Here is a 15442-nt window from a genome sequence, read left to right as displayed (position 1 = left end):
GACAAGTGTAACATTACGAGCAACTCTTTCTATTCAGTTTTTATATTGGATATTCATTCAACCAAATTAGCGCTTGTTCATAATCATCAAAAAACTCCACGGATTCTTTTGTATTGGATTGTTGCAAATACTTCAGTATCTCTCCTTCTTCAAGAAGAAATGCAATTGCCTTACTATGATTCAAAATGGTTTCATTGAAGAACTTATCTTTCCATACTTTTTGAACAGAAAAATGATTTGGGGTATACCCTTTTCTATCCACCAACAATTTGTATTTCCGACCCTCAGAAATAAATTGCTGACAAACCTGCTCAAAATCATTAAACCATTCATACACATCCTCTGTATTAATCTGGCCAATTAGATGGGTAACAATCAAATCTCCTGAAACTATTGTGCTGATATTCTGTTTACTCAACTTTTAATCATCTCCCTTAGTGGCAATTATGCATAAAATTCTTACTTGACACTCCCACCCCATCGCTATCACCCTAAGCTCATATAACTTTAATTATAAGCGAGATTGTGTCTTTTTTTCGCAAGTCTATATGTAAATACTTTAAAGATTTCCATACGAAATAAACCCTAATAAGTTTCTTTTTTTGAATTAAGTCACTAGATTTTGAAACATGGTACAATTGTAAACGACACCCAATATATGAAAGACTGCTTTCTTCTCATATCTATAGGACTTCTGTCCATCATTTACCGCCTCAAATCTTTTCGTTTTTGCACGTATATTCAAAACAAAATATATGATAAATAAATAACGACAGTTACTGTAATAATGCTGAAAATTGTTGAAAATAAAACGATTTGTGCATGTAATTCAGGCTCTATTTGATATTCCATAGCAATGGTTGATGTATTTCTTGAAGTAGGAAAAGAACTTGCAATAAATAACGATTGTGCAACAATACCATCGATGTTTAGTATGTATATTACAGCAAGTGCTAATAATGGTCCCATCAGTAACCTTCCAATTAAAGCCCATGTTATGACTCGATGGAAAAAATTAAGTTTAATGTTGGATAATTGCGCCCCTAGCAATATGAGTGCTATTGCAACAAAACCATTCGCAAGCTGATTAAGAGGTAGCAAGATAGAATTAGGTATTTGAATTTTAAAAGATTGAAAGAGAACCCCTAATACGAGCGCATGAAATACAGGCAGTCTTAGAAATGATTGAATAATACCTCCGATTGTTTTTGTTGCTGATAGTAAGTTATATATCCCATATGAATAAGTTAAAAGATTCTGGAAAATCACAATAAAAATCTGAATGGAAACCCCCACTGGATTGTGACTGAAAATCAATTGACTTACTGGTAACCCATAATTACCGGAATTCATTAACGAAATGCTATTTTTTAGAGCTGCACTTTCTCCTTTTTCTAACTTTAATGTTTTTGAAATGAAATGACTTACTATGATCAGACTCAGACTATAAAGCATTAAATAGTATATTATTTGGAGCAACAAACCTGTCTCTATACGAATATCATATATATTCACAAATACAGCCGCTGGCATTAAGCAATAAGTAATAAGTGTAGAAAGCTGCTTTAAGTTAAATTGGAACTTTCTTTGTAAGATTGCACCAATCAGCATTAATATTAATATTGGTAATATTACGTCTAGTATAATAAAAACAAACATTTAAAACCTCATTCTAAATATATTTTAGTTGGATTAAACACTTTACTAAATATGAATCACATTTAATTAGTCGGAAACCCCTTCAATTCTCAATAATCAGAAAACTTAAACCAATAATATGAAAATGTGCATCAAAAATTCTTATTTCATTTCCCCTCTCCTCTCTTTTCTTTAACATACCAAATATAACTCATAAAGAAAATTATGGATTATTTATACAAATTCATAATTTTATCTTATTGACCTAAACTATCTTCTTTATTTTAAGTATACTTTTTCACAATATCCATTAACCTTACCAAAAAATTTGGCCCTAAAAAAATCTGATAATGCAGTTACTATGCGAAGGATACTTGCATCAATCCTATACTTGTCGCTTAAACTACCTAACACACCTGATACTTGTTTATCTTGAGTGGACTTATATTTTTTTCATCTAAACATCCCGATTCAATTAAATATTTGCATTCTAAAAATGAGTTCGATCTTTAGAATAGATTTAAGATTTCCTTAACTAATCTGCCCTTTAATTGAATAACTTTTGACATCTTCATTTTAAAAGCACATTCTTATAGAAAATAAGCGTTTATTGAGAGATCAATAAAAACATGTTGAAGCCTATTACTAAAAGAACCATCCCAAAATACTTTGGGATGGTTCTTTTTCCTTATTAATGATTCTTTAACATCACTAACAGCTTTTCTTGACTATACATCCACACTGTAATGATTAAACAAGCAAGTGCGACTTCTGATAATGCCATAAATCCAATTGCATAATGGCCTGTTAGTTGGAATAGTAATGTTAAAATTAGGGGCGGGAAGAACCCTCCTAGTCCACCTAAAGCTGAAACGAGTCCATTTACAATACCTGCTTGTTCTGAGAAGTACATTGGAACGAGTTTAAAGATTGTACCATTACCAATGCCTGCACCAAATGCGACTAGTAAGCAACCAAATGTATACACGTTCATACTAGGCATGAATGATAAAATAATACCTGAAAGTGTTAAACCGATAAATACGAAGATTAATATTTTAAATGGATTAAACTTATCGCCGAGCCAACCACCAATCGGACGCATAATTGTTGCGAGTACGATGAATCCTGCAGTTCGCATACCAGCATCTACTTTCTCTAATCCGAAGTGAGATACTAAAAAGTTTGGTAAGTATACTGTAAATGCGACAAATGATCCGAATGTTAAAAAGTAAAAGATACATAAAAACCAAAGTTTCTCATTTTTATATACACCTTTTATTTGTTCCATTAATGGTGTATTCACCTTTTTCTCCCTACGATCACCTAATAAAAAGTTCATAAGTGCAAATGCTGCAAGTAAAACTAAATAACATTGTACTGTCGTTCTCCAGCCAACTGAAGTTGCGATAACAGGCGCTAAAAATGAAGTAATTGCTGTTCCGGCGTTACCGACACCGTAAATACCATTTACAAAACCATGACTCTCTTTCGGAAAGTATTTTGGTAAAGAAGTTACTCCTACAGAGAATACAGCACCACCGATTCCTACAAATAATCCACCAATAATTAAATCCATCATAGAATTGGCAACACTAATATAAAAGACAGGAAGTAATAATAGAATAAAACTAATAAAGAATAATTTTCTTGCTCCGAAACGATTTGTCCAATAACCAATTGGAATGCGAAGAACAGAACCTAAAATAACGGGTACTGCTGTGACCATAGAAATTTGCCCCGCAGTTAATGGGATATCCACTTTAATATAAGGCATTAATGATGATAAAATGACCCATACCATAAAACCTATAATTAGATTAGAAGTTTGTAAACTTAATTGAAAATTAGGACTTTTCATCCTGTTCCCTCCTATGTATGCATAGTTATATTCATTCTCTCCAGCCTAATCACGTCGTAACATGATTAGGTCGAAAAGAATCAACCACCACTTACTGGCGGAATCATCGCCACAGTATCACCAGTTTGAATGATGTCATTCTCATTTGCATACTCTTCATTTATAGCCACCATGATTTCATTTGAAATCGCTACGTTGTATTTCTTAATGAGTACCTTCTTTAGTTCAGCAACTGTAATATTTTCACAATCGATTTGTAATGCTGGCTTACTTACTTCTTCTTGTAAATGTGCAAATAATAGTACTTCAATCATATTCTCATCTCCTCTTCAGGCTCACCATTCTCATATGCTACATTCTCTAACTGATCACCAACCCATGATTCACCATCTTCCCAAAATTCTTTCTTCCAAATTGGAACGATTTGTTTTATACGCTCCATAATATATTCGTTCGCCTCATAGGCTGCTTTCCGATGTGGTGTAGAAACAGCGACGACAACAGCAAGATCAGAAATTTGTAATGTACCAATGCGATGTGTAATGGCGACAAATGTCCCAGGCCACCTCTCTCCTACTTCAGTACCAATTCTCTCAAGTTGTTTTTCTGCCATTGTTTTATATGCTACATACTCTAAATGTAGCGTACGACGCCCTTTCGTAAATTCTCTAACAGTACCAACGAAAGTAGTAACTGCGCCACACTCACGACGAATTACTTTGTTTGTAACTTCCTCAATTGAAATAGGTGTATCAATTACTTCATAATACGTATGTGTCATTTTGCACCTCTTATCTTTGTATAAGTTAGCAATCTATTTTCTATTATTTATATGATCGAAGCGGTTCATCCCACGGCCACTCACTTCCGACGTTTGATTCTAATAACAGTACCGAAACGATTATTCCGGCTTCAAATCCTCTCGTTCCCCCCGGCAAAACGATAAATGCATTCGCTTCTGCAAGTGAAGAAATTGCGCTAGATTTATCTAAACCAACTGGTGTAACTTGTAATTGACCATCTACAAATTCCACTCTCCCTCTTACAAAACGAGTAAACGGATTTGCTTTCGAAAAGTCTTTTTGTAAAATTGCTTCTGCACGATAAATGTGTGGATCTTTCCTATGCAAATATGTTCCAATGACTGGTCGAACATATAACTCACATCCGACATAACAAGCAGAAGGATTACCAGATAAACCAAATAGTAGTTTTCCTTCTACCTCAGCTACAGTTGTCACACTTCCTGGTCGCATCGCTATTTTGTTAAAAAGTATATTAGCTTGTAACCTCTTATGAATAGCAGGTAAATAGTCATAATCTCCTACCGAAACGCCACCAGTTGTAATTAAAATATCGACTTCTTTCATCGCTTTTTTTACAGTGTTATAACACGTCTCTAAATCATCAGCGAATTGCCCATAATACTGTACAACTCCGCCGGCTCGTTCAATTTGAGCAGCAATCATATAAGAGTTACTATTTCGAATCTTCCCTAGCTTTAATTGTTCATGTACTTCAAGCAGTTCGCTTCCTGTTGTTACAATTCCAATAACCGGCTGTTTTATAACATGTACGGAACTATAACCAAACGTAGCAAGAAGCGCTGCTACTCCAGGATTAATAACAGTCCCTTTTTTCACAAGGATGCTATTTTGGTTTACATCTTCTCCTTTAAAAGAAATGTTATCGCCAGAAGAGAAAGAGCGTTTTAATACCATATAAATCTTTTCGTTTTCTTCAAATCCTTCCGTTAGCTCTAACATAACAACCGCATTACACCCTTCCGGAATTGCGGCACCTGTCATAATACGGACAGCTTGAAATTCTTTCACTTCTTCTGTAAAAACAAAGCCTGCTCCAATTTCGCCAATTACTTCAAATTGAATGGGGTTACTACTACTCGCTTCTTTTGTATCTTCCGCTCGAATCGCAAACCCGTCGTATGGAGAGCGATCAAAATGCGGAACATCATGATCTGCAATAACATCTTCTCCAAGTGTTCTACCGTAGCTTTCTATAAGAGAAACCTTTTCCATTTCACCTTGGTAGGCATATTTCATTACACGAGCAACTGCTTCTGCTACTGGAATTGGTATACGTTTATCTAACATTCTTTTTCACCTCGTTTTAATAAGGAAAAAACGATTTTTCTGTTCATCCTATATATTTGGCGTATAATCGTTTTGCTATTTTCACATCATTTGTCCCATGAATAAATGCCCTACCGTCTATAAATAAAACAAAACGATATTCATCAACTAGAAATGATAGTAAGTAAGGCGTTTTTTTGACATGTACACTTTTTTGTAATCGTTTTTGAATTTCGGTTAAATTAAGATTTCTCTTTATTCCTGAACGGATTTGAACTGTATTCCGTCCGCATAACACTTCCGTTTTCATTTGCGCTTCAAATATTAAGCTTGGATACGTTCGTGATTTCCCACAAGAAGGACATGTACTTTTCTTCTGTCTATTTACTTTTAATGAGAGATATTGATTGTTCCAAATATCAAATGACAACATCGTCCCTCTTAATGATTCATAATCACCCACCAATATTTTCATCGCCTCTGTAACTTGGTGAGCAACGACCATTTGTACAGCTGGCTGAATGATTCCGGCTGTATCGCATGTTGCACCGCCCATAGGATGATCCATTAGACAGCGAAAACATGGTGTTTTCCCAGGAAGAATTGTATACGTTACACCGTAACTCCCAATACATCCGCCATATATCCAAGGTATATTTTCTTTTTGTGAAATGTCATTTATAAGTAGACGCGTATCGAAATTGTCAGTCGCATCTAATATGAGATCCACATCTTTTGTTAACTCTTCTATTTCTCGCATTGTGACATCTGTTACAACTGGTACAATTTCCACTTCAGAATTAATCTTTCTTACATGTTCTGCTGCTGCAATTGCTTTTAGTTTACACTGCTGCGCATCTTCTTCTGTATATAACTGCTGCCGCTGTAAATTACTCCATTCGACGTAGTCACGATCAGCAATTGTCAATTTCCCAATTCCCATCCTAGCAAGTGCTTCTGCATTCGCAGCTCCTAGCGCACCCGCACCGATTAGGAGCACATGCTTTTCTCTTATTTTTCTTTGTCCCATTTCACCAATTCCAGAAAACAACACTTGTCTTGAATAACGCTCTTGCATAAGAAATCCTCCTTTCACTATCCACCAATGTAAGACATTTCAACTTTTGGACGTTTACTTGTATTCTCAACCGTTCTTTCATCTGAATATCGATCTGTTCTATATCGCCATGTATCATTTAAAATTTTTAATAGTGATGCATCAGAAATATTTTCTCGAAGAAGCGTTCGCAAATCCGTTCCTTTCGCTCCAAATAGGCATGTGAAAAACTTGCCGTCTGCCGAAATACGAGCTCTCGTACAAGAAGAACAAAATGACTCAGAAACAGAAGTAATAAATCCAACTTCTGCATTACTCCCTACATATCGATACAATTTCGCAACCTCTCCAAAATAACGAGGCTGAGCGGGCTCAATTGGATATACACGATTAATTTTCTCTATTAATTGTTCCTTCGTAATGACTTCTTCAAAATTCCATCCGTTTGTACTGCCTACATCCATAAACTCAATGAAACGGAGCTGAATTTCTTTTTCTTTAAAATAACGCGCCATATGAAGAATTTGACTATCATTCATCCCTTTTTTTACGACCATATTTACCTTTACTTCTAATCCAGCAGCATTTGCTGCTTCTATTCCTTTCAGTACAGGTTTTGTACTTACATTTCTTCCGTTAATTTTTTTGAAGACATGGTCCTCTATCGCATCTAAACTAATATTTACACGTTTTAATCCCGCGTCTTTTAGCGCCTTAGCTTGTTTTGCTAAATGAATTCCGTTTGTTGTGAGTCCAATGTCTTTTAAGCCTTCTAGATTTGTAAGTCTTGCAATTAATTTCGGTAAGTCTTTACGCAATAAAGGTTCACCGCCAGTAAGCCTAATTTTATTAACTCCCATACTTATAAATAATCTAGCTAACCTTTCTATTTCATTAAATGTTAATAAACACTCTTCCTGTAAAAAAGCATAATCAGGTCCGAACACTTCAGCAGGCATACAATATGTGCACCTAAAATTACAACGATCAATAACTGAAATGCGTAAATCTTGAAGTGGCCGCTTTAAAGAATCTTTCATGTTCTCGTGCATCTATATCCCTTCTTTTCTGCTGCAATCCTTAGTAAGTTTTCATTTTTTTATTTGCCTTCATTATAAAAAAGAAGCTACATATTCAATGTGACTTTTCTCACATCACTTTCCCCATTCAAAAAATTTTCACAAATCTGTTCGCATTTTGTTCACATCTTTAGCTACTCCTCCTTACGGTCATTGAAATTTCAATTTATTTTTAAATAGCTCTTGCATTTTCATCATACTTACACTCAAAATAGGAAATGTATTGCTTATAAGAAGAAAGGTGATCACTGTGGCAAACAGTATGACATTATCTCAAGATTTAAAAGAATTACTTGCATCTGTTGAATATAAAATGCAGATAAAAAAAGGTAGTTTTATTTTTCAAGAAGGTATGGAGGCAACAGAACTCTATATCATTCACTCAGGGAAAGTACAAATTAGTAAACTTAGTGCTGACGGACAAGAATTAACACTTCGAATTTGTTCGGAATATGACATTATTGGAGAATTAACATTGTTCACGGATAATGCAAAATATTTATTAAACTCAAAATGTCTTGAAGATGTTGAAGTAGGTGTAATAAAACGTGAAGCGTTAGAAAAAGCATTACTCCAAAAACCCGCTCTTGTATTTGAATTTATGAAATGGATTAGTGAACATTTAAGAAGAATGCAAACGAAGTTCCGAGATTTAGTATTACACGGCAAAAAAGGTGCCCTGTACTCTACTCTTATACGAATGACAAATAGTTACGGTGTATTAAAAGAAAATGGTATTCTCATCGATTTACCATTAACGAATCAAGAACTCGCTAATTTCTGTGCAACTTCACGTGAAAGTGTAAATCGAATGTTAAATGAATTAAAAAAGCAAGGTACAATTTCAATTCATAAAGGAAAGATTACAATCCACGATTTACAATTTTTAAAATGTGAAATTGCTTGTGAAGATTGCTCTGCTTCTGTTTGTAGCATTGATTAGCATCTTATTTAGATGCTAATCTTTTTTCAATTTAAACTACTTATTAACGTTTATTCCCTATGTAAACAAAAACGAGGCCTTCCATATTAGACCTCGTTTCGTTTTAACCATTAGCTCCTATCCGTTTACAGCAGTATTATTTTTTCAACTCATTAAGAATACGTCTTCTGTAAATCACATAACTACGGCTTACATATTTAATTGGGGCACTAAATACATGTACAAGTCTTGTAAATGGCCACACTGCGAAAAGCCCCATCCCTGCGAGAATGTGAATTTTAAACCATATTGGTACTTCCATCATATATTCAACTTTCGGTTGGAAAATAAAGAGACTTCGGAACCAAGGGCCAATCGTTGTACGATAATCAAATCCTTTTGAATCGATATTTAAAAATGTTGAAGAAAGCCCTGCTAGCATTACGATAAGTAATAAAATAAGCGCAATATAATCTCCCTTTGTACTCGTTGCAATGATACGTTTTACAGTTACGCGGCGGTACGTTAATATAATTAAACCGATAATAGAAGCAACACCTGCCGGAAGTCCGAAACTAATTGCTACTACATGATACATATGCTCAGAGATACCTATTGAACGGTATACAGCTTCTGGAATTAAAATTCCCATAACATGACCGCCAATTACGAACATGATCCCAAAGTGGAATAATAGACTCCCGACCCGGAGCATCTTCTTTTCTAATAGTTCACTAGATTTTGATGTCCATCCAAATTGATCATAGTTGTATCTAAAAATATGTCCACCGATAAAGATTGCAAAAATGATATAGGGAAACAATACCCATAGAAATTGATCCATCATTTTAACAACTCTCCTTTCTAATTTGTCTGTACACCCCATGTTTCGATAGCGAGTAGAACAGCCGCAAGAATTGGTTCATACATACTGTCTGCTTCTTTTAATTGAACGTGTAACGCTTGTATATTCTCCGTGTATTTACTCATAATTGGTTCACTGTCTATCTCATTTGCATTTGCAAAGAACTCAAGCAATAGCGGTAAATAATCAGGTAATTCTTTATCTGTTACTTCAAAACCAGATTTTTTATAATGCTGTTTTAACTCCAGTAATTCAATACCTCTTTCTCTTTGTTCACCAGTGTTCATATAAGTAAGATACATATTTGTTTTCTTACCAAAATCGAATGTATATACGTAACTATCAATGAGTTGATCATTCGTTTTATCTAGCGCTTGCTTTATAAAGGCTGTAAGTGACGCTTTAACGTCTTCCTGTTCTATTGTTTCAACCTCTTCTTGCAATTCAGTTACAGCTTCTCTCCACCCTAGTTCAGGATAGGAGAGAAGAAAAGAAGAACAAGAAAAAGCTGTTTGTAAACTTTGTCTCATAATTTTCTGCCCCCTTTATTTAAGAAATTGTCATACAAGAGCCTGGACCACCTGTGAATGATAAACCACAGCTTCCTTGTTCGCTATATAAATCTGCCACTTGTTCACGGTGAGATGTCGGGATAACGAAGCGATCTTTATATTTCGCAATGGCAAGAAGACGATACATATCTTCTACATCCTGTTTCGTTAAACCAAGTTCTTTTAATACAGCTTCATTTGGCTCTTTATTAATTTGCAGTGCTCTCATATATGTTCGCATAACAGCCATTTTTTTCAATGTAAGACGAATGTGTGATTCATCCCCTGTAGTGAGTAAATTCGCTAAATATTGAATTGGAATACGCATATTATCAATTGCAGGGAAAACCTCTTCTGCTTGCCAGTTACTACCTTTCCCTTCCACCATGTTCATAATTGGGCTAAGCGGAGGGATATACCAAACCATCGGCATTGTACGATACTCCGGGTGAAGAGGCAGAGCAATTTTCCAATCGATAATCATTTTATAGATAGGTGACTGTTGTGCTGCTTTAATCCATTCTTCAGGAATGCCTTGTTTTTTCGCTTCAGCTGCTATTTCTGGATCATTTGGATCTAGGAAAACAGTAAGCTGCGATTCATATAAATCTTTTTCGTCTTCAACAGAAGCTGCTTCTTTTACTTTATCAGCGTCATATAGCATTACTCCAATATACCTGATACGTCCTACACATGTTTCTGAACAAATTGTTGGCATACCAGCTTCAATACGTGGGAAGCACATTGTACATTTTTCAGCTTTATTCGTTTGCCAGTTAAAATACACTTTTTTATATGGACAAGATGATACGCAGAATCTCCATGCGCGACATGCATTTTGATCTACAAGAACAATTCCATCTTCTTCACGCTTATACATCGCACCAGATGGACAAGATGATACGCAAGATGGATTCATACAATGTTCACATATGCGTGGTAAATACATCATAAAGACGTTTTCAAAATCTGTTTTAATTTCTTCTTCCATTTTCTTTACGTTTGGATCTTGCAATCCAGTTATATGTCCGCCTGCTAAGTCATCTTCCCAGTTTGGACCCCATTCAATTTTGTCGATAAATTCGCCTGTAATTGCTGATTTCGGACGAGCAACTGGCTGATGCTTACGCTGCGGACTATTTGTTAACGTTTCATAATCATAGTTCCAAGGTTCAAAGTAATCATCAATCGTTGGTTGATCTGGATTGTGGAAAATATTCATAAGACGTTTCATTTTCGAACCGGATTTTAGCTGAATTTCACCATTTTTCAATTCCCAGCCGCCTTTATATTTCTCCTGATCTTCCCATTGTTTCGGATAACCAATACCTGGTTTCGTTTCTACGTTATTGAAATACATATATTCAGCACCTGGACGATTTGTCCAGGTGTTTTTGCATGTTACGCTACAAGTATGACAGCCGATGCATTTATCTAGGTTCATTACCATTCCGACTTGTGCTTTAATCTTCAAGCCAATCTACCTCCTTCAGTTTACGGATTACAACATTTAAATCACGCTGGTTCCCAGTTGGACCATAATAGTTAAATCCATAACTTAATTGACCATATCCACCAATCATATGTGTCGGTTTTACGTGAATTCGAGTTGGACTATTATGCGTTCCCCCGCGATTACTTGTTAATTTCGTACCAGGTACGTTAATGTGACGATCTTGCGCATGATGCATAAATGCCATTCCTCTCGGTATACGGTGCGTTACAACAGCACGCGCTACAACAACACCGTTACGATTAAAGCACTCAATCCAATCATTATCTGCAACACCCGCTTCAGCAGCGTCCTCTTTATTCATCCAAACAGTTGGACCACCTCTAAATAGCGTTAACATCGGTAATGAATCGAAGTACATACTATGAATCGACCACTTATTATGCGGTGTTAAATAGTTTAATGTAATTTCTTTCCCTTCTACTTCAGGTCGTGATTTACGGAACGGTTTATGTTGCAGAATTGGTTTAAATGTTGCCATCGTTTCACCAAATTCTTTCATCATGTCATGGTCTAAGTAGAAAGATTGTCGACCAGTTATCGTTCTCCAAGGGATGAGACGTTCCACATTTGTTGTAAACGGTGAGTAACGTCGTCCACCTTTTTCTGAACCTGTAAAGGCCGGAGAAGTAATTACTGTTTTCGGTTGTGCTGTAATTTGTTCGAATGTAAAGCATTCTTCTTCACGTTCTTCTGCTAAATCACGTAGTTTTAAATCTGTTTGTTTTTCAAGTGCTTCCCATGCTTTTACTGCCATATGACCGTTTGTTGTAGAAGATAGTGTTAATACCGCTTCAGCAGCATTGATTGCTTCTTTGATGTCTGGACAACCTTTCGCGATAGAATCCGTTCGAACGACTCCTAATTTGCTCTTTAATTGCTCATACTCTTTTTCTGCTGACCAAGAGATCCCTTTCGTACCAATCGGTTGTTTTCCGGCATTTGGTCCAAGCGCAGTCATTTTGTCATAAATCGTTTTATAATCCCTTTCAACAACGTGAATTTGTGGCATCGTTTTACCCGGGATTGGTTCACATTCACCTTTACTCCAATCTTTAATCTTGCCAAGTGGTTGCGCTAATTCTTGCGGTGTATCATGAAGAAGTGGTGTTGCAACAACTTCTTTCATTGGTTCAAGATCAATTTTCTTCGCTAAATCTGACACAGCTTTAGAAAGTGAAGTGAAAATATCCCAGTCAGAGCGCGCTTCCCACGGTGAACCGATTGCCGGATTAAATGGATGTACAAATGGATGCATATCTGTACTGCTTAAATCGTGTTTTTCGTACCAAGTTGAAGCAGGTAAGACGATATCAGAATACAGTGCTGTTCCAGCCATACGGAAATCTAAATTAATGAGTAAATCAAGCTTCCCTTCTGGCGCTTCTTCATGCCACTTTATTTCTTCTGGTCGTAATGAATCACTGTCGTCATTCATTAACCCGTTTGTTGTACCTAATAAATGTTTTAAGAAATATTCATGTCCTTTACCAGAACTCGAAATTAAATTCGCACGCCATACGAATAAATTGCGCGGGAAGTTGTTATTGTTATCTGGATCTTCAATCGCAAATTTCAGTTCTTTTTCTTTTAATTTTTGTGCAACATATTTTCCGATTTCTTCTTGCGTTGTTGCACCAGCAGCAACAGCCTCTTTATATAATTCAATTCCATTTTTCTCGAATGTTGGATAAGAAGGTAACCAGCCAAGTCGTGCAGCTAATACGTTGTAATCACCGTGATGTTGATAACGAGAGTTACCTTCAACTGGTGATGCTAAATGTCCAACAGGTGTATCTTCATAACGCCATTGATCTGTTACGAAATAGAAGAAGGATGTACCGTTTTGTAATTTCGGTGGACCTTGCCAATCTTTTGCCATCGCGATTGTTTGCCATCCTTCTGCTGGTCTTAATTTTTCTTGACCAACATAATGAGCCCAACCACCGCCGTTTACACCTTGTGCTCCAACGAGAAGAACAAGATTTAAAACGGCGCGATAAATCGTATCAGAGTTAAACCAATGGTTAATACCCGCTCCGACAATTATCATTGAGCGACCATTCGTATCAACAGCATTTTGTGCGAACTCACGAGCGATTTGAATAATAAGCTCACGTTTTACTCCTGTCATTTTCTCTTGCCATGCAGGTGTAAACGGTATGTCATCATTGAAGTCTTTCGGTTCTTGTCCGCCAAGCCCGCGGTTCACACCGTAATTTGCTAACGTTAAGTCGTATACAGTTGTAACGAACAATTCGCCCTCTTCTGTCATAACCTTTTTCACTGGAATCGTACGTTCTAATATTTTGTTTCCATCATCAGAGAAGTACGGAATTTGTACAGTTTGAACACTATCCTCCATTCCAAGTAAAGAAAGACGTGGATCAATCTTTTCACCTGTTTCTTCATCTTCTAAACGCAAGTTCCATTTCTTTTCATTATCCCAACGTGACCCCATTGTGCCGTGAGGTGTTGCAAAATCATTCGTATTCTCGTTCCAAAGAACAGGTTTCCATTCCCCTAACTTCGTTTCTCGTCCAATATCAGAAGCATTTAAGAACCGATCAGCAACGAATTGATCTCCTTTTTGTTTCAATGTGACAAAGAAAGGAAAATCAGTATATTGCTTCGCATACTTTGTGAAATATTCCACTTGATTATCTACGTAAAATTCTTGTAAGATTACATGCCCCATTGCCATCGCAAGTGCACCGTCTGTACCTTGTTTCACACTAATCCAATCATCCGCAAACTTTGTTGATTCAGCGAAATCAGGACTGACAGAAACGACTTTCGTTCCTTTATATCGAACCTCTGCTAAAAAGTGTGCATCTGGTGTTCTCGTCATTGGTACATTTGAACCCCATGTCATAATGTACCCAGAGTTATACCAGTCACTACTTTCCGGTACATCTGTTTGATCGCCCCAAATTTGAGGAGAAGCTGGTGGTAAATCCGCATACCAATCATAGAAGCTAAGCATCGGTCCACCCATAAGTTGCATAAAGCGACTACCAGCAGCATGACTTAACATCGACATAGCTGGAATTGGTGAAAAGCCAACATTTCGATCTGGCCCGTATTTAATTACTGTATAAAGTAGAGAGGCTGAAACGAGTTGTAATACTTCATCCCAATTCGCACGAATGAATCCCCCTTTACCACGCGCCTGCTTATACGTACGTGCCTTTTCACGGTTTTCCACAATGCTTTTCCAAGCCTCTAATGGTGACTCGTTATTTTGCAATTCTTCTTGCCACATATTCCAAAGAACACCACGTACATACGGGTATTTCACACGAAGTGGACTATAAATGTACCAAGAAAAACTTGCTCCACGTGGGCATCCTCGCGGTTCAAAATCTGGCATATCAGGACCTGTAGTCGGATAGTTAAGCTCCTGCCCTTCCCAAGTTACAATTCCATCTTTCACATATATATTCCAGCTACATGAACCAGTACAGTTCACGCCGTGTGTAGAACGAATTACTTTATCATGCTGCCAACGCTTTCTGTACACATTTTCCCATTCGCGATCTTCATATGTTTCTTGTGTATGATTATCGTTATAACGATCTATTGGTGAAAAATATTTTAAACGTCTCATTAGTGCTGAAGTTTTTTTCTTCATACTGTTCACTCCTTTAATACGTCTCTCTTACATACCCTTACTATAAGAGAGGTTGTAAAATACAGATGTGACATTTCGCACAGTTCAAGAGATTGTCAAAAATTTATTAGAGAATAAGTTTGTGAGAAAACCTTTTGTTCCGTTGTGAAGGTTATGGTTAATCGTGATTATTAGGAGAATGGTATTTTGAGGTATCGACTATTTTGCAAAAGAAAAAGAGTTTTGATAT

At 36.4% G+C, this 15442-nt stretch carries 13 protein-coding genes and 1 pseudogene; 1 reads left to right on the top strand and 13 read right to left on the bottom strand.

Going from position 1 to position 15442, the window contains the following annotated elements; genetic code table 11:
* Positions 1-40: 40 nt before the first annotated feature.
* The 9 genes and pseudogenes from ES895_RS08195 to moaA all read right to left on the bottom strand — a co-directional run bounded on the left by ES895_RS08195 (position 41) and on the right by moaA (position 7701).
* On the bottom strand, positions 41-418 hold the full coding sequence (locus ES895_RS08195; RefSeq protein WP_000043362.1) for an STAS/SEC14 domain-containing protein: 378 nt from the start codon (positions 416-418) through the stop codon (positions 41-43).
* A 323-nt stretch (positions 419-741) separates the two neighbouring features.
* Positions 742-1659: an AEC family transporter gene (locus tag ES895_RS08190; protein WP_000497500.1), complete on the bottom strand. Its 918-nt coding sequence runs from the start codon at positions 1657-1659 to the stop codon at positions 742-744.
* 303 nt (positions 1660-1962) lie between these two features.
* Positions 1963-2091, bottom strand: a pseudogene (locus ES895_RS08180) (PspC domain-containing protein); the annotation flags it as partial.
* A gap of 238 nt (positions 2092-2329) precedes the next feature.
* Positions 2330-3499, bottom strand: a complete 1170-nt coding sequence (gene narK / locus ES895_RS08175) for a nitrate transporter NarK (RefSeq protein ID WP_135238279.1) — start codon at positions 3497-3499, stop codon at positions 2330-2332.
* 80 nt (positions 3500-3579) lie between these two features.
* On the bottom strand, positions 3580-3813 hold the full coding sequence (gene moaD / locus ES895_RS08170) for a molybdopterin converting factor subunit 1 (protein ID WP_000573682.1): 234 nt from the start codon (positions 3811-3813) through the stop codon (positions 3580-3582).
* On the bottom strand, positions 3810-4280 hold the full coding sequence (locus ES895_RS08165) for a molybdenum cofactor biosynthesis protein MoaE (RefSeq protein ID WP_000149980.1): 471 nt from the start codon (positions 4278-4280) through the stop codon (positions 3810-3812). Before ES895_RS08165 ends, moaD begins: the two co-directional genes overlap by 4 nt.
* Before the next feature lie 43 nt (positions 4281-4323).
* A complete protein-coding gene (locus tag ES895_RS08160) occupies positions 4324-5613 on the bottom strand; it encodes a molybdopterin molybdotransferase MoeA (protein WP_000884819.1) in 1290 nt (429 codons plus the stop codon).
* Positions 5614-5656: 43 nt separating this feature from the next.
* Positions 5657-6670 carry a molybdopterin-synthase adenylyltransferase MoeB gene (locus ES895_RS08155; protein WP_001158126.1) on the bottom strand — a complete coding sequence of 338 codons (1014 nt, stop codon included), beginning with the start codon at positions 6668-6670 and terminating at the stop codon, positions 5657-5659.
* A 17-nt stretch (positions 6671-6687) separates the two neighbouring features.
* A complete protein-coding gene (gene moaA / locus ES895_RS08150; RefSeq protein WP_000545029.1) occupies positions 6688-7701 on the bottom strand; it encodes a GTP 3',8-cyclase MoaA in 1014 nt (337 codons plus the stop codon).
* 277 nt (positions 7702-7978) lie between these two features.
* On the opposite strand from moaA, the gene ES895_RS08145 reads away from it, so the two are divergent.
* The gene (locus ES895_RS08145) at positions 7979-8671 is read left to right on the top strand and encodes a Crp/Fnr family transcriptional regulator (protein WP_000013866.1); all 693 of its coding nucleotides are present in this window, start codon (positions 7979-7981) and stop codon (positions 8669-8671) included.
* 136 nt (positions 8672-8807) lie between these two features.
* On the opposite strand, the gene narI is transcribed toward ES895_RS08145, so the two are convergent.
* From narI to ES895_RS08125, 4 genes are read right to left on the bottom strand one after another with little or no spacing between them, the layout of a single operon-like run.
* Complete coding sequence (gene narI / locus ES895_RS08140) at positions 8808-9497, bottom strand: respiratory nitrate reductase subunit gamma (RefSeq protein ID WP_135238278.1); 690 nt, start codon at positions 9495-9497, stop codon at positions 8808-8810.
* Positions 9498-9514: 17 nt separating this feature from the next.
* A complete protein-coding gene (narJ, locus tag ES895_RS08135; protein WP_001249923.1) occupies positions 9515-10045 on the bottom strand; it encodes a nitrate reductase molybdenum cofactor assembly chaperone in 531 nt (176 codons plus the stop codon).
* 19 nt (positions 10046-10064) lie between these two features.
* The gene (gene narH / locus ES895_RS08130; protein ID WP_000692665.1) at positions 10065-11540 is read right to left on the bottom strand and encodes a nitrate reductase subunit beta; all 1476 of its coding nucleotides are present in this window, start codon (positions 11538-11540) and stop codon (positions 10065-10067) included.
* Entirely contained in the window at positions 11530-15213 is a 3684-nt protein-coding gene (locus ES895_RS08125; RefSeq protein WP_000730780.1) for a nitrate reductase subunit alpha, read from the bottom strand. Before ES895_RS08125 ends, narH begins: the two co-directional genes overlap by 11 nt.
* Between the last annotated feature and the right edge of the window lie 229 nt (positions 15214-15442).

It is taken from the genome of Bacillus sp. 007/AIA-02/001, from assembly GCF_004634455.1.
Taxonomy (GTDB): Bacteria; Bacillota; Bacilli; order Bacillales; family Bacillaceae_G; genus Bacillus_A; species Bacillus_A cereus.
The sequence above is the reverse complement of the archived record's forward strand: the minus strand, read 5'-3'. Positions and strand labels throughout refer to the sequence as shown.

Excerpts from the sequence above, each read along its gene's own strand:
- ES895_RS08125 (WP_000730780.1), bottom strand. The coding sequence starts at position 15,213 with ATGAAGAAAAAAACTTCAGCACTAATGAGACGTTTAAAATATTTTTCA.
- narJ (WP_001249923.1), bottom strand. The coding sequence starts at position 10,045 with ATGAGACAAAGTTTACAAACAGCTTTTTCTTGTTCTTCTTTTCTTCTC.
- ES895_RS08190 (WP_000497500.1), bottom strand. The coding sequence starts at position 1,659 with ATGTTTGTTTTTATTATACTAGACGTAATATTACCAATATTAATATTA.
- narI (WP_135238278.1), bottom strand. The coding sequence starts at position 9,497 with ATGATGGATCAATTTCTATGGGTATTGTTTCCCTATATCATTTTTGCA.
- ES895_RS08155 (WP_001158126.1), bottom strand. The coding sequence starts at position 6,670 with ATGCAAGAGCGTTATTCAAGACAAGTGTTGTTTTCTGGAATTGGTGAA.
- moaA (WP_000545029.1), bottom strand. The coding sequence starts at position 7,701 with ATGCACGAGAACATGAAAGATTCTTTAAAGCGGCCACTTCAAGATTTA.
- ES895_RS08160 (WP_000884819.1), bottom strand. The coding sequence starts at position 5,613 with ATGTTAGATAAACGTATACCAATTCCAGTAGCAGAAGCAGTTGCTCGT.
- moaD (WP_000573682.1), bottom strand. The coding sequence starts at position 3,813 with ATGATTGAAGTACTATTATTTGCACATTTACAAGAAGAAGTAAGTAAG.
- narK (WP_135238279.1), bottom strand. The coding sequence starts at position 3,499 with ATGAAAAGTCCTAATTTTCAATTAAGTTTACAAACTTCTAATCTAATT.
- ES895_RS08165 (WP_000149980.1), bottom strand. The coding sequence starts at position 4,280 with ATGACACATACGTATTATGAAGTAATTGATACACCTATTTCAATTGAG.